This is a genomic window from Cronobacter sp. 153480017-3, from assembly GCF_053627815.1.
Genome location: NZ_JBSEYN010000002.1, coordinates 239,419 through 258,605 on the forward strand (window position 1 = coordinate 239,419; position 19,187 = coordinate 258,605).

The 19,187-nt window shown below is 59.4% G+C and carries 18 protein-coding genes; 6 read left to right on the forward strand and 12 right to left on the reverse strand.

The genetic code is table 11. The features are described 5' to 3' along the window. Position 1 precedes the first annotated feature (1 nt). The 4 genes from moaC (at position 2) to ACUW6V_RS05645 (ending at position 1,981) form a co-directional block, all read left to right on the forward strand. Positions 2–487, forward strand: a complete 486-nt coding sequence (moaC, locus tag ACUW6V_RS05630) for a cyclic pyranopterin monophosphate synthase MoaC (RefSeq protein ID WP_454038110.1) — start codon at positions 2–4, stop codon at positions 485–487. Continuing rightward, positions 480–725, forward strand: a complete 246-nt coding sequence (moaD, locus tag ACUW6V_RS05635) for a molybdopterin synthase sulfur carrier subunit (protein ID WP_004387503.1) — start codon at positions 480–482, stop codon at positions 723–725. Before moaC ends, moaD begins: the two co-directional genes overlap by 8 nt. Before the next feature lies 1 nt (position 726). Then, complete coding sequence (moaE, locus tag ACUW6V_RS05640; RefSeq protein WP_007896449.1) at positions 727–1,179, forward strand: molybdopterin synthase catalytic subunit MoaE; 453 nt, start codon at positions 727–729, stop codon at positions 1,177–1,179. 94 nt (positions 1,180–1,273) lie between these two features. Further along, on the forward strand, positions 1,274–1,981 hold the full coding sequence (locus ACUW6V_RS05645) for a Bax inhibitor-1/YccA family protein (RefSeq protein WP_004387501.1): 708 nt from the start codon (positions 1,274–1,276) through the stop codon (positions 1,979–1,981). 213 nt (positions 1,982–2,194) lie between these two features. On the opposite strand, the gene ACUW6V_RS05650 is transcribed toward ACUW6V_RS05645, so the two are convergent. From ACUW6V_RS05650 to ACUW6V_RS05660, 3 genes are read right to left on the reverse strand one after another with little or no spacing between them, the layout of a single operon-like run. Further along, complete coding sequence (locus ACUW6V_RS05650; RefSeq protein WP_097648996.1) at positions 2,195–3,223, reverse strand: lysylphosphatidylglycerol synthase transmembrane domain-containing protein; 1,029 nt, start codon at positions 3,221–3,223, stop codon at positions 2,195–2,197. Further along, positions 3,223–4,464, reverse strand: coding sequence for a cardiolipin synthase ClsB (gene clsB / locus ACUW6V_RS05655; RefSeq protein ID WP_029038903.1), 1,242 nt, complete (start codon positions 4,462–4,464; stop codon positions 3,223–3,225). The genes ACUW6V_RS05650 and clsB overlap by 1 nt, the downstream gene beginning before the upstream one ends. Next, complete coding sequence (locus tag ACUW6V_RS05660; protein ID WP_032990111.1) at positions 4,461–5,222, reverse strand: endonuclease/exonuclease/phosphatase family protein; 762 nt, start codon at positions 5,220–5,222, stop codon at positions 4,461–4,463. The genes clsB and ACUW6V_RS05660 overlap by 4 nt, the downstream gene beginning before the upstream one ends. A gap of 135 nt (positions 5,223–5,357) precedes the next feature. Between ACUW6V_RS05660 and ACUW6V_RS05665 the strand changes: the two genes are divergently transcribed. Then, positions 5,358–5,774: a YbhQ family protein gene (locus ACUW6V_RS05665; protein WP_109995630.1), complete on the forward strand. Its 417-nt coding sequence runs from the start codon at positions 5,358–5,360 to the stop codon at positions 5,772–5,774. Here ACUW6V_RS05665 and ACUW6V_RS05670 read toward each other — a convergent pair. Genes ACUW6V_RS05670 through cecR form a run of 5 tightly spaced genes read right to left on the reverse strand, consistent with a single transcriptional unit; the run spans position 5,736 to position 11,379 of the window. Further along, positions 5,736–6,842, reverse strand: coding sequence for an ABC transporter permease (locus tag ACUW6V_RS05670; protein ID WP_104658670.1), 1,107 nt, complete (start codon positions 6,840–6,842; stop codon positions 5,736–5,738). The genes ACUW6V_RS05665 and ACUW6V_RS05670 overlap by 39 nt on opposite strands. A gap of 9 nt (positions 6,843–6,851) precedes the next feature. After that, complete coding sequence (locus ACUW6V_RS05675) at positions 6,852–7,973, reverse strand: ABC transporter permease (RefSeq protein ID WP_454038111.1); 1,122 nt, start codon at positions 7,971–7,973, stop codon at positions 6,852–6,854. Beyond that, positions 7,970–9,700, reverse strand: a complete 1,731-nt coding sequence (locus ACUW6V_RS05680; protein ID WP_454038112.1) for an ATP-binding cassette domain-containing protein — start codon at positions 9,698–9,700, stop codon at positions 7,970–7,972. The genes ACUW6V_RS05675 and ACUW6V_RS05680 overlap by 4 nt, the downstream gene beginning before the upstream one ends. Further along, positions 9,687–10,688, reverse strand: coding sequence for a secretion protein HlyD (hlyD, locus tag ACUW6V_RS05685; protein ID WP_454038113.1), 1,002 nt, complete (start codon positions 10,686–10,688; stop codon positions 9,687–9,689). The genes ACUW6V_RS05680 and hlyD overlap by 14 nt, the downstream gene beginning before the upstream one ends. Next, positions 10,681–11,379 carry a transcriptional regulator CecR gene (cecR, locus tag ACUW6V_RS05690; RefSeq protein WP_004387027.1) on the reverse strand — a complete coding sequence of 233 codons (699 nt, stop codon included), beginning with the start codon at positions 11,377–11,379 and terminating at the stop codon, positions 10,681–10,683. Before cecR ends, hlyD begins: the two co-directional genes overlap by 8 nt. A 225-nt stretch (positions 11,380–11,604) precedes the next feature. On the opposite strand from cecR, the gene rhlE reads away from it, so the two are divergent. Continuing rightward, the gene (gene rhlE, locus ACUW6V_RS05695) at positions 11,605–13,029 is read left to right on the forward strand and encodes an ATP-dependent RNA helicase RhlE (RefSeq protein WP_097649000.1); all 1,425 of its coding nucleotides are present in this window, start codon (positions 11,605–11,607) and stop codon (positions 13,027–13,029) included. Positions 13,030–13,450: 421 nt separating this feature from the next. Here rhlE and ACUW6V_RS05700 read toward each other — a convergent pair whose 3' ends face one another. The 4 genes from ACUW6V_RS05700 to licT form a co-directional block, all read right to left on the reverse strand. Then, a complete protein-coding gene (locus ACUW6V_RS05700; protein ID WP_097582044.1) occupies positions 13,451–14,842 on the reverse strand; it encodes a glycoside hydrolase family 1 protein in 1,392 nt (463 codons plus the stop codon). A gap of 9 nt (positions 14,843–14,851) precedes the next feature. After that, complete coding sequence (locus tag ACUW6V_RS05705; protein ID WP_142970119.1) at positions 14,852–16,324, reverse strand: glycoside hydrolase family 1 protein; 1,473 nt, start codon at positions 16,322–16,324, stop codon at positions 14,852–14,854. A gap of 11 nt (positions 16,325–16,335) precedes the next feature. Next, on the reverse strand, positions 16,336–18,192 hold the full coding sequence (locus ACUW6V_RS05710; RefSeq protein WP_080817887.1) for a beta-glucoside-specific PTS transporter subunit IIABC: 1,857 nt from the start codon (positions 18,190–18,192) through the stop codon (positions 16,336–16,338). Positions 18,193–18,299: 107 nt separating this feature from the next. Further along, positions 18,300–19,145 (reverse strand): BglG family transcription antiterminator LicT, encoded by an 846-nt coding sequence (gene licT / locus ACUW6V_RS05715; RefSeq protein WP_007902020.1) that lies wholly within the window; start codon positions 19,143–19,145, stop codon positions 18,300–18,302. Positions 19,146–19,187 lie beyond the last annotated feature (42 nt).

Genomic DNA, 19,187 nt, shown 5'->3' on the forward strand with positions numbered 1-19,187 from the left:
TATGTCGCAACTGACCCACATCAACGCCGCAGGCGAAGCCCATATGGTGGATGTCTCCGGTAAAGCGGAGACGGTGCGCGAGGCGCGCGCCGAAGCGTTTGTTGAAATGCGCCCCGAGACGCTGTCGATGATCGTAAGCGGCAGCCATCACAAAGGCGATGTGTTTGCTACGGCGCGTATCGCCGGTATTCAGGCCGCCAAACGCACCTGGGAGCTGATCCCGCTCTGTCATCCGCTGCTGCTGAGCAAAGTCGAAGTGCAGCTTTTCGCCGACGAAGCGCGAAGCCGCGTGCGGATTGAATCGCTGTGCCGTCTCACCGGCAAAACTGGCGTCGAGATGGAAGCGCTCACGGCGGCGTCGGTGGCGGCGCTCACAATTTACGACATGTGCAAAGCGGTGCAGAAAGATATGGTCATTGGCCCGGTGCGGCTGCTTGCGAAGAGCGGCGGCAAGTCGGGCGATTTTCAGGTGAATGCTCATGATTAACGTGCTTTTCTTTGCGCAGGTGCGCGAGCTTATCGGCGTGGACGCCGAGCGGGTAGCGGCGGAATTTGCGACCGTTGAGGCGCTGCGTGAACATTTTGCGGCGCGTGGCGGCCGTTACGCGCTGGCGCTGGAGTCGGGCAAGCTGCTGGCGGCGGTTAACCAGACGCTGGTGCCGTTTGACCATCCGATCGCCGATGGCGATGAAGTGGCCTTTTTCCCGCCGGTGACCGGAGGCTGAAATGAGTGAAACCCGCATCCGCGTCGGCCATGAAAATTTCAGCGTCGGCGATGAGTACCAGTGGCTGGCGCAGTGCGATGAAGACGGCGCGGTCGTGACCTTTACCGGCAAAGTGCGCAACCATAATCTCGGCGATACCGTAAGCGCGCTGACGCTTGAGCACTATCCGGGCATGACGGAGAAAGCGCTGGCGGAGATCGTCGCCGAGGCGCGTGAACGCTGGCCGCTGCAACGCGTGTCGGTTATTCACCGCGTGGGCGAGCTGTGGCCGGGCGATGAAATCGTTTTTGTCGGCGTGACCGGCGCGCACCGCAGCCAGGCGTTTGATGCGGCGCAGTTTATTATGGATTACCTGAAAACCCGCGCGCCGTTCTGGAAGCGCGAGGCCACGCCGGAAGGCGACCGCTGGGTGGAAGCGCGCGACAGCGATCAGGCGGCGGCGAAGCGCTGGTAATGACATCACAGGAAATTTGTTCCAGGATTAACAGCGGGGAGGCGCATGTTACCTGCGCCTCGACAGAAGTTAACTGACTGAATGAGGCAGCGTCATGGATCGATTCCCACGCTCAAATGAAAGCATTGTGCAGCCGCGCGCCGGGCTGCAAACGTTTATGGCTCAGGTGTATGGCTGGATGACCTGCGGTCTGTTACTGACCGCCTTTGTTGCCTGGTATTCGGCCAACAATGAAAACCTGATGATGTATATCTTCTCCAGCCGGTTTGTGTTCTTCGGGCTTATCATCGCCCAGCTCGCGCTGGTGTTTGTTCTCTCAGGACTTGTGCATAAGCTCAGCCCGGCGGTCGCCACCGCGCTCTTTATGCTCTATTCGGCGCTGACGGGGCTTACGCTCTCATCTATTTTTCTGGTCTATACCTACGCGTCTATCGCCAGCACATTTGTGGTGACGGCGGGGATGTTCGGCGTGATGAGCCTGTATGGCTACACGACTAAGCGCGATCTCAGCGGCTGGGGCAATATTCTGTTTATGGCGCTGATTGGTTTGATTATCGCGTCACTGGTGAACTTCTGGCTGAAAAGCACTGCGCTGATGTGGGCGGTGACGTATATCGGCGTTATCGTGTTTGTGGGCCTGACGGCGTATGACACGCAGAAGCTGAAAGCGCTGGGCGAGCAGATTGATGTGAACGACCACGGAAACCTGCGCAAATATTCGATTCTCGGCGCGCTGACGCTGTATCTCGATTTCATCAACCTGTTCCTGATGCTGCTGCGGATTTTCGGCAACCGCCGTTAACCAGATTTGAAACAATAAAAACCCTCTGCGGAGGGTTTTTTATGGGCGGGGGCACGGCGGGTGCGCTTCGCTTACCCGCCCTACGGTGATGAGGCTAATGTCCGGTTTTGCATGGCGGGTGCGCTGGCGCTTACCCGCCCTACGGTGATGAGGTTAATTTTGACCTGTGTAGGGTGGGTAAGCGCAGCGCACCCACCAGAACCCACACACCCATCACTTCTCCTTCGCGAGACTGAGCGATGACTCTCCATCCTCCTCACGCACGCTGTCAGCGCCCTGTGCTTTCGCGAGCTTCTGCTCGTTTTTGGCGCGCAACTTCTTCGCGCGGCTCTCAAGCACCAGATAGATAACGATAGCCAGCAGCAGCGGAGCGAAGAAATAGAGCATACGGTAGGCGAGCAGCGCCGCGATAATCGCGCCGTGGCTCACATGCTCGCCGCCAAGCAGCGCGATAAACACCGCCTCCAGCACGCCGATGCCCGCCGGAATATGAATAATCACCCCGGCGATACTGCTCACCAGCAGCACGCCCAGCACGAAGAAATAGTTAATCTCCTGGCCCAGCAACAGCCAGATAATCGCGCCCATCGCCATCCAGTTGGCGCTGGAAATCACCATCTGGGCTATCGCGAATTTCCACGACGGCAACACCAGCTTCTGGCCTTTGATCGTCACATGGCGGCGCTTCGCGAACGCGCAAAACCACATATAGACCGCGATCACGGCGAGCAGCGCGATGCCGATAATGCGCAGCGTCATCTCGTCGATATACCAGTGCGCCGGCAGCTTCACTACGCCAAAGGTGAAAATCACGCCGCCGAGCAGGATATACCCGAGCCAGTTGGTCGTAATACTCAGCGAGAAAATACGCGTGATGGTACTTCCCGGCAGCCCCAGGCGTGAGTAAAGCCGGTAGCGCATTCCCACGCCGCCCACCCAGGTGCTGAGCGTCAGGTTAAACGCGTAGCAGACGAACGAGACCAGCATCACCTGCCGTTTGGCAAGCTTATGCCCGCAATAGGCGCGCCCCAGTAGATCGTAACAGCCATAGAGCAGATAACTCAGGATAACCAGCGCCACCGAGATAAGCAGGGCGGTGCGGTCGTAATTTTTGATGACCTTCCAGACCTCTTCCCAGTCGACTTTTTGCGCATACATCACAATCAGCACGACGACGGCGATAAAAAACACCCACGTGAGGATTTTCTTCGCGATGCGCCACTTCGGATGCGATTTCGCCATTACGGTTTCACTCCCGGATTTTCAGTCTCCACCCGGTCCTGGGTTTCGATTTCAGGTTGTACCGGCGGCGGCACCTGCGCGAGCTTCGGCGTATGCGCGGGCAGCCAGCCCACCATCGCCGGGAAGTGGCGCAGGAAGTGGAACACAATGACGCTCTTGGCGAGATTCCACCAGGTGCGCTTTGGCATCATGCTCTCATCCACCTGTTTACAGTCTTCGCGAATCAGACGCGTCAGGTTATCGCGCAGGGTCTGGTTAAACTGCGTGTCGTGAATAATCAGATTCGCCTCCAGGTTAAGCGACAGGCTCAGCGGGTCGAGGTTGCTGGAGCCCACCGTCGCCCAGTGATCGTCCATCAGCGCCACCTTGCCATGCAGCGGGCGGCGCAGATACTCGTAGACTTCGACGCCGCCCTTCACCAGATAGTTATAAAGCAGGCGCGCGCCTACCTTAACGATAGGCATATCCGGCTCACCCTGCACAATCAGCTTCACTTTCACGCCGCGACGGGCGGCGTTGCGCATCGCATGCAGCAGGCGGTAGCCGGGGAAGAAATAGGCGTTGGCGATAATCACCTCTTTTTTGGCGTTCGCCAGCATCTTCAGGTAGTGACGCTCAATATCGTCGCGGTGATCGTTATTGTCACGCCAGACAAACAGCGCCTGTGCCTCGCCCGGCGTGGTGTTCTCCACCGCCTGCTGATAGTGGCGTTGCCACCAGCGGCTGACGCGCTCTTCGCCGAGATTGCTGAGCACAAAATGGTAGATATCCTGCACCACCGGCCCTTCGACGCGCACCGCGTAATCCTGTTTCGCCTCCGGGCCGTAATCGCTCATATGCTCGGCGGAGTAGTTAATACCGCCGACGAACGCCACTTCGCCGTCAATCACTACGATTTTGCGGTGCATGCGGCGGAACACGTTGGTGCGCATGCCCATCGTGCGCGGGCGCGGATCGTAATAACGGAACATCACGCCCGCCGAGGTCAGCGTGCCGACAAACTCGTCGCTGAGATCGGGCGAGCCGTAGCCGTCCAGCAGCACTTCAATGCTGACGCCGCGCCGGGCGGCATTCAGGATGACGTCATGCAACTGGCGGCCCACGTTATCATCAAACCAGATAAAGGTTTCGAGAATGACTTTGCTGCGCGCCTTATCGATGGCGTCAAACACGGCGGGATAAAACTCGTCGCCGTTCTCTAACAGCTCAATATGGTTTCCGTCACGCCAGGTCGTTTTCATAGATGGATCTCCACTGCCAGCGGGGCATGGTCGGAAAGATGGCGCCAGTTACGCAACGGCAGCGCGGTCGGCGCGCTCGCCGAGGCGTTTTTCACATAGATTCGGTCAAGGCGCAGCAGCGGAAAGCTCACCGGAAACGTGCGCGCCGGGCGGCCGTGGGCGCGGGTAAACACTTCATCAAGCCCGGCCTCATTGCGCAGAATACGGTTAGCCTGCTGACGCCAGTCGTTAAAATCGCCCGCTACCACCACTGGCTCGCCTTCCGGCAGGCTATTGACCAGTTCGGCCAGCATCGTGAGCTGCGCCTGGCGGTGCGCCTCTTTCAGCCCCAGATGAACGCAAATCACATGAATCGCTTTCGGAAAATCGGGCGGGGTAATACGGCAGTGCAGCACGCCGCGCTTTTCGGTGCCGGGCACCGAAACATCGCGGTTTTCGTAATGTTCAATCGGGTAGCGCGACAGCACGGCGTTGCCGTGATGACCTTCCGGGTAAACGGCGTTGCGCCCGTAGGCGTAGTCGCTCCACATGGTATCGGCCAGAAATTCGTAATGCGTGGTGTCCGGCCAGTTCTCCACATGCAGCGGGTGGACTTCGTGCGCGCCCATCACTTCCTGCAGGCAGACAATATCCGCCGACACCGTCCGCACCGCGTCGCGCAGTTCCGGCAAAATAAAGCGTCGATTAAAAGCGGTAAAACCTTTGTGGGTATTAATCGTTAAAACATTAAATGAAAATCGCTGTGTATTATCTGCCATGTTTCCCCAGCCACTTCTTATTCTCCTGATGTGTTTAAAGTGTAGTCCCAGTCACAAAAAGCGGCGGGGATACGGAATTTTCCGTAAACTGCGGTACTCTGAAGAATGCGTTGAAAATTCCACAGGAGTGCGGCCATGAAGTGGCAACAATATATTCGCGTGGTGACGGGCCTGAGCTGCTGGCAGATTATGCTGCATCTGGTGGTTGTGGCCCTGCTGGTGATGGGCTGGATGAGCGGGTCGCTGGTGAAAGTCGGCCTGGTATTATGCGCGCTTTATGCGCTTACCGTGGTGCTGATGCTGGCGTTCCAGCGCCACCACGACGGTCTCTGGCGCGAGGTGGGGGATTTCCTCGAAGAGCTGACCACCACCTGGTATTTTGGCGCGGCGCTGATTGCGCTCTGGCTGCTCTCCCGCGTCCTGCATAATAACCTGCTGCTGGCGCTCGCGGGTGTGGTGATCCTGGCCGGGCCGGCGCTGCTTTCACTGCTCGCCAAAGAGCGCAAGCGCGATTCAGCCAATTTTTCGTCGAAACATGGCATACGCCGCTAAGCCCGTTGTGGCCGTAATCACTATCAACGGCCACACGCTATGCCAGATGATATCGAGGCTGGCATCCTTGAGATAAATCGCCTTCGTAATATCGGTAAAGTGCCGGATCGGGTTAATCCACGTCAGGTTTTGCAGCCAGACCGGCATATTCTCCACCGGCGAGACATAGCCCGAGAGTAAAATCGCGGGCATCATAAAGACAAACACCCCGATAAACGCCTGCTGCTGGGTCGAGCAGAGCGCCGAAATCAAAAGCCCGAATCCCACCAGCGACAGCCCGTAAATCACCATCGTGAAATAAAAGAGCGCAAGCGACCCGGCGAACGGGATCTGATAGCCCCAGATACCAATCGCCAGCACAATCGTGGCCTGAAAGGTAGCAACAATCAGCGCCGGCACCGCTTTACCGATGAAAATCTGCCAGGTGGCGAGCGGGGAGACTAACAACTGGTCGAGCGTGCCCTGTTCGCGCTCGCGGGCCACCGACAGCGACGTCACAATCATCACGCCGATAGTGGTAATCATCGCAATCAGCGACGGCACCACAAACCATTTGTAGTCAAGATTCGGGTTATACCAGTTACGCACAATCAGCTCGCTGTTGTTGGGCTTCGCGCGGCCTGCGAGTAGCTCCTGCTGATAATCTTTGACGATCTGCTGAAGGTAATTAGCCGCGATTTGCGCGCTGTTGGAGTTGCGCCCGTCGAGCAGAATTTGCAGCGGTGCGGGTTCGCCGCGCGCCAGCTTGCGGGAGAAATCGGGTGGAAAGTTGATCGCCAGCAACGCCTTCTGCGCATCAATCGTGGGGCGGATCGCCTGTTCGCTGTTAAGCAACGTCACGTGACTGAATGCGCTGGCGCGGGCGAAGCGCTGGGTCAACTCCACCGCGTGCGCGCCCTTATCCTGGTTATAGATGGCGATGGTGGCGTTGGTCACCTCAAGCGTCGCCGCGAACGGAAACAGCAACACCTGCAAGACGACAGGCAGGATCAGAATCGCGCGCGTCTGCGGCTCGCGTAGCAGCGACTGCAACTCTTTGCGGATAAGCGTCCATAAGCGGTGCCACATAGCGTCTCCTTAATCGAGGCGGCGTCGGGTATTCACCCACGTCAGCCCGATAAACATCACGGCGGAAGCCAGCAGAAACAGCACGTTAATCAGCAGCACGCCCGGCAGCGTGCCCGCGAGAAACAGGCTTTGCAGCGTACTGACGAAATAGCGCGCCGGAATAATATACGTCACCGCGCGGATCACGGCGGGCATGCTGTCTATCTGGAAAATAAACCCTGAAAGCATGACCGAGGGCAGAAACGCCGCGTTCAGCGCGACCTGGGCGGCGTTAAACTGGTTGCGGGTGAGCGTTGAGATAAGCAGCCCCATGCCGAGCGTGCTCAGCAGAAACAGGCTGGAGATGAAAAAGAGCGCCAGCAGCGAGCCGCGATACGGCACGCCGAGAATAAACACCGACACCAGCATACAGAGCAGCATCGCCAGCATGCCGAGGAAATAGTAGGGGATAAGCTTGCAGAGCAGCAGTTCGCCGCGCGTGACTTCGGTTGAGAGCAGCGCCTCCATAGTGCCGCGCTCCCATTCGCGGGCGACCACCAGTGAGGTCAGGATCGCGCCGATAACCGTCATGATGATTGTCACCGCGCCGGGAATAATAAAGTGCTGGCTTATCGCCGCTGGGTTAAACCAGTAGCGGAGCTGCACATCAATCAGCGGCTCAAACGTCTCGCCGCGATCCTCCGCGCGCTCGGCCTGCCAGAGCTGCCAGATGCCCTCCAGATAGCCGCGCACAAAGTTGGCGGTGTTGGGTTCGCTGCCGTCGGTGATCACCTGAATCGGCGCGCTGTCGCCGGGGCGCGCCATCCGCGCCGCGAAATCGACCGGAATGACCACCAGCCCGCGGATTTTCCCGGCCTGCATCAGCGAAATCAGGTGCTGGCGGTTGTCGCTGACCGTCGGGGCGATAAACGGCGAGGCGGTAATGGCGTGCGTGAAGTCGAGCGCCTCTTCGCTGCGCTGCTCCAGCAGGACGCCGACATGCAGGCGGCTGGAATCGAGGTTAATGCCGTAGCCAAAAATAAACAGCAGCAGCAGGGGAATGACCACCGCGATAAGCCAGCTACTCGGGTCGCGCAGGATCTGACGCGTCTCTTTCACGCACAGCGCGCGCACGCGCCGCAGTTTCATCATTGGCTGTGCTCCTTATCCCAGGCCTCGATAAGGCGAATAAACGCTTCTTCCATCGTCGGCTCGTCGTTTACCTCGCGCGCCGCCTGGCGCTTTAAGTCGTCCGGCGTGCCGCTGGCGATAAGTTTGCCGTGATAGACAAGCCCGATGCGGTCGCAATACTCCGCCTCATCCATAAAGTGGGTCGTGACCATCACCGTCACGCCTTTCTCTGGCATGCTATTGATGTGTCGCCAGAATTCGCGGCGGGTCAGCGGGTCGACGCCGGAAGTCGGCTCGTCGAGGAACAGAATATCCGGCTCGTGCATCAGGGCGCAGGCTAAGGCCAGGCGCTGCTTAAAGCCGAGCGGGAGCGCGTCCGTCGGCTGGCTGGCGATGCTTTTAAGCCCGAACGCCTCGCTCATGCGCGCCATTTTTTCCTGCTGCGCCCGGCCGCGCAAGCCGTAGACGCCGGAGAAGAAACGTAAGTTCTGCTCGACGGTCAGATTGCCGTATAGCGAAAACTTCTGCGCCATATAGCCGAGCCGCTGGCGCGCCTTGCCGGAGTCGGTTTTTAAATCCAGCCCGAGCACCAGCGCCTGGCCGTCGCTTGGTTTCAGCAGCCCGCACATCATCTTAAAGGTGGTGGATTTGCCCGCGCCGTTCGGCCCGAGCAGGCCGAAAATCTCGCCGCGCCGCACGGTAAAATTCACATGGTCGGTCGCGGTGAAATCGCCGAAGGTTTTGGTCAGTTCGCGCGCCTCAATCACCACATCGTCGCGGCTGCCGGGAATGTCATGCAGAATGGCACCGAGCGGCGATTCGCGCAGCGCGGTGCCGCCCGCCAGATCGATAAACGCATCCTCAAAGCGCGGCGCGGTTTCACGAAGCGTCGCGCCGGGCAGGGCGCGCAGGGCGTCTGCATCGGCACCCTCTTTTAAAATCACCCGCACCGCCGCGCCCTGAATGGTGGCGTCGCCGACGTCCGGGCGCTGCATCACCTCACGCAGCAGCGCGCGGTTATCACCGTCATCCGGGCGCAGCAGCAGACTGCGGCCCGCCATTTGCTCGGTGAGTGCCTGCGGCGCGCCCTGATACAGCAGCTCGCCTTCATTCATCAATAGCACCTCGCGGCACTGCTCGGCTTCATCGAGGTAAGAGGTACTCCAGAGAATTAACATCCCGTCGCCCGCGAGCTCATGCACCATCTGCCAGAGCTCGCGGCGGGATATAGGGTCAACGCCGACGCCCGGTTCATCCAGCAGCAGCACCTTTGGCTGGCCCACCAGCGTGCAGGCGAGGCCGAGCTTTTGCTTCATGCCCCCGGAGAGTTTGCCCGCGAGCCGCCCGGTGAACGGGCCGAGCGCGGTAAATTCCAGCAGCCGGGCAAATGTCTGCTCACGCACCGCGCCAGTGACGCTGCGCAGATCCGCATACAGATTAAGGTTTTCCTGAACGGTGAGATCTTCATACAGGCCGAATTTTTGCGGCATATAGCCGAGCACCGCGTGCAGCGCGTTTTCCTCGGCAATCGGGTCCAGCCCGAGCACCTGCACGCGGCCGTCGTCCTGGCGCATCAGCCCCGCGAGGATGCGCATCAGCGTGGTTTTCCCCGCGCCATCCGGCCCCACCAGCCCGGTGACGCTGCCTGCGCGGATCGTCACGCTGAGCGGCGCGAGCGCCGGTTTCTCGAGGCCCGGAAAGCGTTTGACCAGGCTATCGAGCACGATACAGTCGTTAGCGGTTGCCATCCGCCGCCTCATTCTGGAAACGCAGCGTGACCGGCATTCCCTGGCGCAGCGCGTCGTCGGCGTCGTTCACCACAATACGCAGGCGATAGACCAGATCGGTGCGCAGATCTTCGGTTTCGACCGTTTTCGGCGTGAACTCGGCGGTCGGCGAGACAAAACCAATCTGGCCGTGGTACGGCTTGTCGGGGCGGCCATCGGTATAAATCAGAATGTTGCTCCCCGGTACGGCGCGGCCCAGATTCACCTCATCAATGTAAGCGCGTACCCAGACCGGGCGGGTCAGCGAGAGCGTGAACACCGTACTGCCCGCGTTGAGCATCGAGCCGGGCTCCACCGCGCGCGTCAGGATGGTGCCGTCAGACGGGGAAACCAGGCGCGTGTCTTGCGCGTTAAGCTGCGCCTGGGCCAGCTCCGCCTGCGCCTGTTCAAGGGCCGCCTGTGCCTGCGCGATTTCCTGCGGGCGGTTACCGGCGCGGTACTGACTGAGCTTATCCTGCGCGGATTTCAGCTGCGCCTGCGCCTGATCGCGCGCCGAGCGGGCGTTTTCCAGATCGTTGGCGGAGATAACTTTGGTGCGCCACAGCCCCTGCTGACGCTGGTAAAAATTCTGCGCGTAGTCATAGGCGGCCTGCGCCTGATGCACCGCGGCGGCGGCCTGGGCTATCTCTTCATCGCGAAAACCGGCGACGGTAAGATCATATTTGGCGCGCGCGGCGGCGACGTTCGCCTGCGCCTGGCGCAGCGCGTTTTGCTGCGGCGTCGGGTCGAGATCGCCGAGCGGCTGGCCTGCGCGCACCGCGTCGCCTTCATCGACGGCAAGCGACGCCAGACGACCGCTGACGCGAAAGCTTAAATTCACGGTACGAATATCGACATTGCCGTAGAGCGTCAGCGGCGTGTGGCGCGCGGCGTACCAGCGCCACCCGGCAATAGCCGCAACGATAATGACCACCACCAGCGCCAGTAGCGCGACGCGTTTTTTATTCATCACTCAGGCTCCCTGAAAGACCCGCGAGGATCCAGTCGATATGCAGCGTGACCACCCGGTGGATCTGCGCGGCTTTGTCGTCGTCGAACCCGCGCCAGCCGGCGCGCAGCAGAATGGTTTCACGCCCGAGGCGGAATGCGAGGATTTCACCAATCAGCGCGTGGGTGTGCAGCACCGTTTCGGTGGCCTCCGGATCGGCACCCGTCAGTCGGGCGATAAGCCGCGTAAAGTGGTGATGCAGCGGCGCGATGACCTGCTCGTGAATCAGTTGATACGCGGGCGACGGGGAGAGCTGCTCGCGGGAGATAAATTTGCTCACGCTCAGCGTCTCGTCGGCAGTCATCAACTGGATCATCTGGCGGCAGGCGTCGTCAATCAGCGCGCGCATCGCGGCGGGAGACGGCTTGGGCTCGCGGAGCAGCGCTTCGGCAGCGTCGGCGTGGGGCTGAAAATGGGTGCGGATGAAATCGGCTATCCACTGCGCCGAGGCCATGTAGAGATCTTCTTTTGAGCCAAAGTAGTAAGGAATGGCGGCAATATTCTGCCCGGCGGCGGCGGCGATATCCCGCGTGGTGGCGTGCAGGCCGTACTCGCCGAACTGATTAATGGCGGCGCTGATGAGCTTCTCTTTGGCCTGTTCGCCGCGCGAAGTGGGCGGCGTGACGGAGAGCGACATATCGATGAGGTCCATAAAAGTTAATCAATCGATTGATTAACTTTATGACCAAAAAGTGCGCGTGTCGAGATGAAAAAAGCCGCGATGCACAGGTACACGCGAGAATTTATGCGGTAGTTCACAAAAACTGTTACACTCCGTTCCTCTGCGACATTGTGGTTTATGTCCCTTCTCCGGCCAGACGGCCATTAGACTCCCTGAAACTACACCCTTTGCGGTCGGGACGAGTCAGGAATAACTATGTCTTTTGATTCACTGGGCTTAAGCCCTGAGATCCTGCGCGCCATTGCCGAGCAGGGTTACAACGAACCGACTCCGATCCAGCGCCAGGCCATTCCGGTGGTGCTTTCAGGCAAAGATTTGATGGCCAGCGCCCAGACCGGCACCGGCAAAACCGCAGGCTTTACGCTGCCGCTGCTGCAACGCCTGACGGCGAACCAGCCGCACCCGAAAGGCCGTCGCCCGGTGCGTGCGCTGATCCTGACCCCGACGCGTGAACTCGCAGCCCAGGTGGGCGAGAACGTGCGCGAATACAGCAAATATCTCGACATCCGCTCGCTGGTCGTGTTTGGCGGCGTGAGCATCAACCCGCAGATGATGAAACTGCGCGGCGGCGTGGATGTGCTTATCGCAACGCCGGGCCGTCTGCTCGATCTCGAACACCAGAACGCGGTGAAGCTTGACCAGGTGGAAGTGCTGGTGCTGGATGAAGCCGACCGTATGCTGGACATGGGCTTTATTCACGATATCCGCCGCGTGCTGGCGAAACTGCCGCCGAAGCGTCAGAACCTGCTGTTCTCCGCGACCTTCTCCGACGACATTAAATCGCTCGCGGAAAAATTGCTGCACAACCCGGAAGAAGTGGAAGTGGCGCGCCGCAACACCGCCTCTGAGCAGGTGACGCAGCATGTGCATTTCGTGGATAAAAAACGCAAGCGGGAGCTGCTTTCTTATCTGATTGGCGACGGCAACTGGCAGCAGGTGCTGGTGTTTACGCGTACCAAACACGGCGCTAACCATCTGGCGGAACAGCTGAATAAAGATGGCATTACCGCCGCGGCTATCCACGGTAACAAGAGCCAGGGCGCCCGTACCCGCGCGCTGGCGGATTTCAAAACCGGCGGCATTCGCGTGCTGGTGGCGACCGATATCGCCGCGCGTGGTCTGGATATCGAAGAGCTGCCGCACGTGGTGAACTATGAGCTGCCGAACGTGCCGGAAGATTACGTTCACCGTATCGGCCGTACCGGGCGCGCCGCCGCGACCGGCGAAGCGCTGTCGCTGGTGTGTGTCGATGAGCATAAGCTGCTGCGCGATATCGAACGTCTGCTGAAGCGCGAGATCCCGCGCATGGCCATTCCGGGCTACGAGCCGGATCCGTCTATCCCGGCGGAGCCTATCGTGAACGGTCGCCAGAGCCGCGGCGGACGCGGTGGTCAGGGCGGCGGCGGTCGTGGTCAGGGCCAGCCGCGTCGTCAGAACGGCGAAGGCAACCGTTCATCCGGCGAACGCAGCCGCCCGTCCGGCGAGCGCGGTCGTCGTCAGGATGGCGAAGGCAATCGTCCGTCGGGTGAACGTTCACGTCGCCCGGCAGGCGAGGGCAACCGCCCGGCAGGCAACAAACCGCGCACCCGTCGCGCGCCGCGTAAAGCGGCCGGGGATTAATCCACGGGTGTGTTAGCAGCGCCTGACAAGGCCGGTGAGTAAAAAGGGTGTGCGCAAGCGCACCCTTTTTTATGGTTAAGCGGCGGAACCGGGCGGTTAATCTCATGTGTAGGGTGGGTAAGCGCAGCGCACCCACCTCAGGGAAATTAAAAGCCACCGCCGGTGCCGGGGGTTTTCCCTTGCGGCTGCCCTTTGGCCGCGAGCCGGGATTGTTAAGGGGGCGGCGGCGAGCCCCCTTAACACGTTCGCGTGAGTAAACGTGACAGAGGGAATCAGCGTCGTGGCGAACGGAACGGGTAGCCGGGCGTGCATATTCGAGGCCCCAGCGGTTCCCCCGTGTAGGGCAGATAACGCCTTTCATTTATGACACCGCTGGCGGCGGGTGCGCTTACGCTTACCCGCCCTACGAAAACCCTGCCCCCTAAAGCCGCTCGCCGTTGCTTGCGATCACCTGCTGATACCACGCGAAGCTGCGCTTCCTGCGCCGCGCGAGAGTGCCGTTGCCCTCGTTGTCTTTATCGACATAAATAAACCCGTAACGTTTTTTCATCTCGCCGGTGCCGGCGCTCACGATATCAATCGGCCCCCACCAGGTGTATCCCATGATGTCGCAGCCGTCCGCCACGGCTTCGGCCATCTCCTGAATATGCTGGCGGCCATACTGAATGCGCGCCTCGTCGTTAAACTCGCCGTTTTCATCGGCGATATCCTCACCGCCGTAGCCGTTTTCCACGATAAACAGCGGTTTCTCGTAGCGGTCGGCCAGCTCATTACACACCAGCCGCAGCCCGACCGGATCAATCGGCCAGCCCCAGGCGGTTTTCTCAAGGTACGGATTGTCCTCGCCCATCGCGCCGCCGGTGTCCACGCGAAGCTTTGCACCCGCTTTATGCAGCACGCTGCGGTAATAGCTAAAGCCGAGATAATCCGAAGGGTATTGCGCCAGCAGTTCGGTATCGCCGGGGTGAATATCCAGATGAATGTCGTTATCGCGAAACAGCCGCGTTGCGTAGGCCGGATAATGCCCGCGCATCATCACGTCGGCGTAAAACAGCGAACGGCGGCGCAACTGATACGTGGCGAACACGTCATCCGGGTTGCAGGTGGCCGGGTAGACCGTGCTTAACGACAACATGCAGCCGATTTTCGCCTGCGGGATAATCTCATGGCACAGCTTATTGGCGAGGGCGTTGGCGACAAACTGGTGATGATTGGCCTGGTAAATCGCCTGCGGCGACGCGCCTGCCTCCACCGCGCCGGTGGCGAACGGCATCCGGTTCATGTTGTTCAGCTCGTTAAAGGTCATCCAGTATTTGACCTTATGCTGATAGCGGCGAAACACCGTCTCGCAGTAGCGGGTGAAGAAATCGATAAGCGCGCGGTTCTGCCAGCCGCCGTATTCCTCAAACAGCGCCAGCGGCGTTTCGTAGTGGGAAAGCGTAATCACCGGCTCAATGCCATATTTCAGCAGCTCGTCGAACAGGGCGTCGTAAAAGGCGAGGCCCGCCTCGTTCGGCGTCTGCTCATCGCCGCGCGGGAAGATACGCGACCAGGCAATCGACGTGCGAAAGCATTTAAAGCCCATTTCGGCGAACAGCGCCACATCCTCTTTGTAGCGATGATAAAAATCGATGGCCTCGTGGCTCGCGTAATAAAGCGCCGGGTCAATGGTCGCGTCGTGTTTGCCGGAGGCGATGCCGCCGCGCACCACGTCGGCGATGGACGGCCCTTTGCCGTCCGCATTCCACGCGCCTTCGGCCTGATTGGCGGCAATCGCGCCGCCCCATAAAAAGTTATCCGGGAAAATCGCCATGTCTGCTCCTTAATCGCTGAGATCCGCGCCGTTCGAGGCGATGACTTTTTTGTACCAGTAGAAGCTTTTCTTGCGCGAGCGCGCCTGGGTGCCGTTGCCCATGTCGTCCTGATCGACGTAGATAAAACCGTAGCGTTTGGAGATCTGCGCGGTACCGGCGCTCACCACGTCAATCGGCCCCCACCAGGTGTAACCAAAGAGCTTCACGCCGTCGGCAATCGCCTCCTGCATCTGCCCGATATGCTGGCGCAGATACTCAATGCGGTAGTCGTCGTTGATGGTGCCGTCGGAGGCGGGCGTATCTATCGCGCCGAGGCCGTTTTCGGCGATAAACAGCGGCTTCTGGTAGCGGTCATAAAGCTGGTTGAGCGCCAGGCGCAGCCCTTGCGGGTCTATCTGCCAGCCCCAGTCGCTCTGCGCCAGATACGGATTGCGAATGCCGCCGGTGATGAGATTGCCGGTCACGCCCTCAAGCTGCTCCGGGTGCGCGCTGACGGTGCTCGACATGTAATAGCTGAACGAGACGTAATCGACCGGATAAAGGCGCAGGATCTCGTCGTCGCCCACCGCTTTTTCCAGCCGGACGTTTTTTTCCGCGAACATGCGTTCGGTCCAGGCCGGGTAGTAGCCGCGCGCCTGCACATCGCTGAAGAACAGCGAGACGCGCTGCTCCTCTTCGCACGCCTGCAAATCGTCCGGGTGACAGGTGTGCGGGTAGAGCATCTGGTAGCTAATCATGCAGCCCACCTGCGAGCCGGGGATTATCTCGTGACACGCTTTGGTCGCGAGCGCGCTCGCCACAAACTGGTGGTGCGCGCCCTGATATTTCGCCTGCTCCAGATGCGGGTGATCTTCTTCAATCACGCCGACGCTGACGTACGGGTGGTGCTTCACGCAGTTGATCTCGTTGAAGGTCATCCAGTATTTGACCTTTTTGCGGTAGCGAGTGAAGACGGTGGTGGCGAAGCGCACATAAAAATCCACCAGCTGGCGGTTGGGCCAGCCGCCGTAATCAGTCACCAGCGCGAGCGGCATTTCGTAGTGCGAAAGCGACACGATCGGCTCGATATTGTGCTTTCTTAGCGTGTCGAAAACGCGGTCGTAAAAGGCGAGGCCCGCTTCGTTCGGTTCGGTCTCATCGCCGCGCGGGAAGATGCGCGTCCAGGCGACAGACATGCGAAAGCATTTAAAGCCCATTTCGGCAAACAGCGCGATATCTTCTTCGTAGCGGTGATAGAAATCGTTGCCCTTGCGCTTGGGGTAATATTTCGTGCTCTCAGGGTCCTGCGCCTCCGCCACCTGGCGGTGGGTCATGCCGAGCCACTGATCGAGCCAGCGATCTTTGGGCGTGCTGACGTCAAAGGTGTAGACATCAGAGACCGACAGCCCCTTGCCGTCGACGTTCCACGCGCCTTCAAGCTGGTTAGCGGCGGTCGCGCCGCCCCACAAAAAATCCTCAGGAAATGTTCTGGAAAAGGCCATGCTGTTCTCCCTTAAGCCGCCGCGGCGGTCAGTTTCAAAAAGGCTTCACGGGGTGCCACGTCGCCCTGTTTTAACGGGCTTATCTCGCCGTAGCAGTCGGTATTGGTGACGATAACAATGACGCTCGGATCGATGTGGAGCGCGTTGAGCGCCGCCAGATCAAAGCTAATCAACGGCTGTCCGGCCTCGACGAACGCCCCGTTCTCCACGTGGCGGGTAAAGTGCTGACCGCCAAGTTTCACGGTGTCGATGCCGATATGAATTAAAACCTCAGCGCCGCAATCGCTTCTGAGCGTCAGCGCATGGTTGCTGTCGAAAATCGCTTCGATGCGCCCGTTCACCGGCGAGAGCAGCTCGCCGCTCTCGGGCACGATGGCGATGCCTTTACCGAAGATTTCATCGGCGAAAACCGGATCGCTGAGGGAAGAAAGGGGCGTGAGACGGCCACTCACCGGCGCGAAGAGTTGCTCCTCGCGGGCGAGCGCCACGGGGCTTAAGCCTGCCACCACCTCCGGCTCTGCCGGCGCTTCGGCGGGTTCCTCAAAGCCCAGCATTACGGTGATGACCGCCGCCGCACAAAAGGCAATCGCCAGGCTCGCCAGCGCCCACAGGAACGTGGGGCCGACCAGCGCCGGAATACCCGGAATGCCGCTTAAGGCGAAGGCGTACGTTTTTACGCCGAGCGCCATCGCAAACGCGCCGCCGCAGGCACCGCCGATGAGCGCCGCGGCGAAGGGGCGCTTAAAGCGAATGTTGATGCCATACATCGCAGGCTCGGTGATGCCCATCGCGGCGCTGAAGCTCGTGGAGAGCGCCAGCGTTTTGATTTTTTTATTGCGGGCTCGCAGGAAGACACCGAACGCCGCGCCCGCCTGGCCCATATTGGCGACATAAAAGAGGATTTTGAACGGGTCGTAGCCGAGCTTGCTGATATTGTTGATAACAATCGGCACCAGCACGTAGTGCATACCGGTAATAATCATCAGCGACAGCGTGCCGCCCACGATAACCCCCGCCAGCCAGCCCATGTTCGCCACCAGCCAGATGATGCCGCCGGAGAGCGCATTGCCAAGCAGAATACCGGCCGGGCCAATGGCGATAAGGGTAACCGGCGCGACAATCACCAGGCTTAGCAGCGGCACAAACATCGTTTTCAGCACGGCGGGCATCAGGCGGTCGATAAACCGCTCGACATAACTGAGCAGCAGCACCGCCAGCAGAATGGGAATCACCGACGAGGCGTAAGAGACGCTGGAGACCGGCAGGCCGAGAAACGCCACCGGCGCGCCGGATTTCAGCAGCGTGGTGAGCGTCGGGTGAAACAGCGTGGCGGCGAGCGCCACCGCCACATAAGGGTTGGCACCGAATTTATTCCCGGCGCTGAAGGCGAGCACCAGTGGCATAAAGAAAAAAACGCCGTCGCTTATCGCCATCAAAATTTGATACGTCTGGTTGCTGGCCTGCACCCAGCCGAGCGCGAGGCAGAGCGACAGCACACCCTTGAGAATCCCCGCGCCGGCGATGGCCGGAATAATCGGCGAGAAGATCCCCGCTAATCCTTCCAGCACCACGGAAACCGGGTTGCGGCGCTTTGGCGGCGCGGCTGCTTTTTTAGCCTCGAGCCCCGGTAACTGCGCGAGAATGGCCTGGCAGAGCGGCGCGACCTCGCTGCCGATAATCACCTGGAACTGATCGCCTGAAAGATTGACGCCCATGACGCCGTCGAGATGTTCAAGCGCCGTGCGGTCGACCTTTTCAAGCGAGACCAGCGAAAAACGCAGGCGGGTAATACAGTGATAGAGCGAAAGAATATTCGCCTCGCCGCCGAGAAGGGTAATTATCTGGCGGGCGGTATGCGGGTAGTTCATGGCTATTCCTCTCCAGAATGAAACCCTGCGGTTTCATTAAACAGTCGCCGGTATGATGACCGGCACGTTGCTGCCTCTGGGGTTTGCCTGAATGAACAGTAACAAGCCTAAAGGGAATGCGCTAAACGGTGTACGACATTATCGATATGCACCGTTAAATAGAGTTTTTCCGAATGCGTCATCGCGTGGCGATAATTCTTTTCCACAAATTCGCTAATGGCTTCCACGCACGCCACGGTATTTTTATACCGCTGCTGTACCATCGCGAATAATTCGCTGTCGTCGTTTTCCAGCCGCTGGCCCTCTATTACCCGCTGAGCGAAAAATTTCACGTGGGTAATAAAGCGCTGGTAATTAAGCGACTGTTCATCGGGGCCGACGGCGAACCAGTATTTTACAATATTCTGGATCTGATAAATCAGCCGGGTAATGTCGTTGATTTTGCCTTTCGGATCGTTAAGCCCGGCGTTCACAATATGCAGCGCGATGCTGCACGCCTCGCTGTCCGGCATCAGCACGCCGGTGCGCGCGGCAATCAGCGCCAGCGCCTGACGCCCGATGGCGTATTCTTCCTGATAAAAATGTCGCACTTCCCACTGTAACGGGTTGGCGATTTCAATGCCTTTCTGGCGGCGCTCAATGGCGTAAAAAAGATGATCGGCGAGCGTGACATAAATGCCTTCGCTTAATTTGATGCCGGGCGTCTGGCGCGCCAGTGCGACAATATCATCAGTGAGCTGAACGATTTCTACCGGTATTTCATCCAGCAAAACTTTAAAGCGCGCCGAGACGGTATCGTCATGCAGACGAAACGTTTTCTCAATGTGACTACTATTGACCGTTTCGCCCACGCGGGCGTTAAAACCGAGCCCACGGCCGGTGACAATCACTTCCTGGCCGCGTTCGTCGACGGCGCTGACGACATTATTATTAAGGATTTGCTTAATGATCATCGCCGACTCCTGAAAGCAAAAACGGGCAAAACATAAATACAG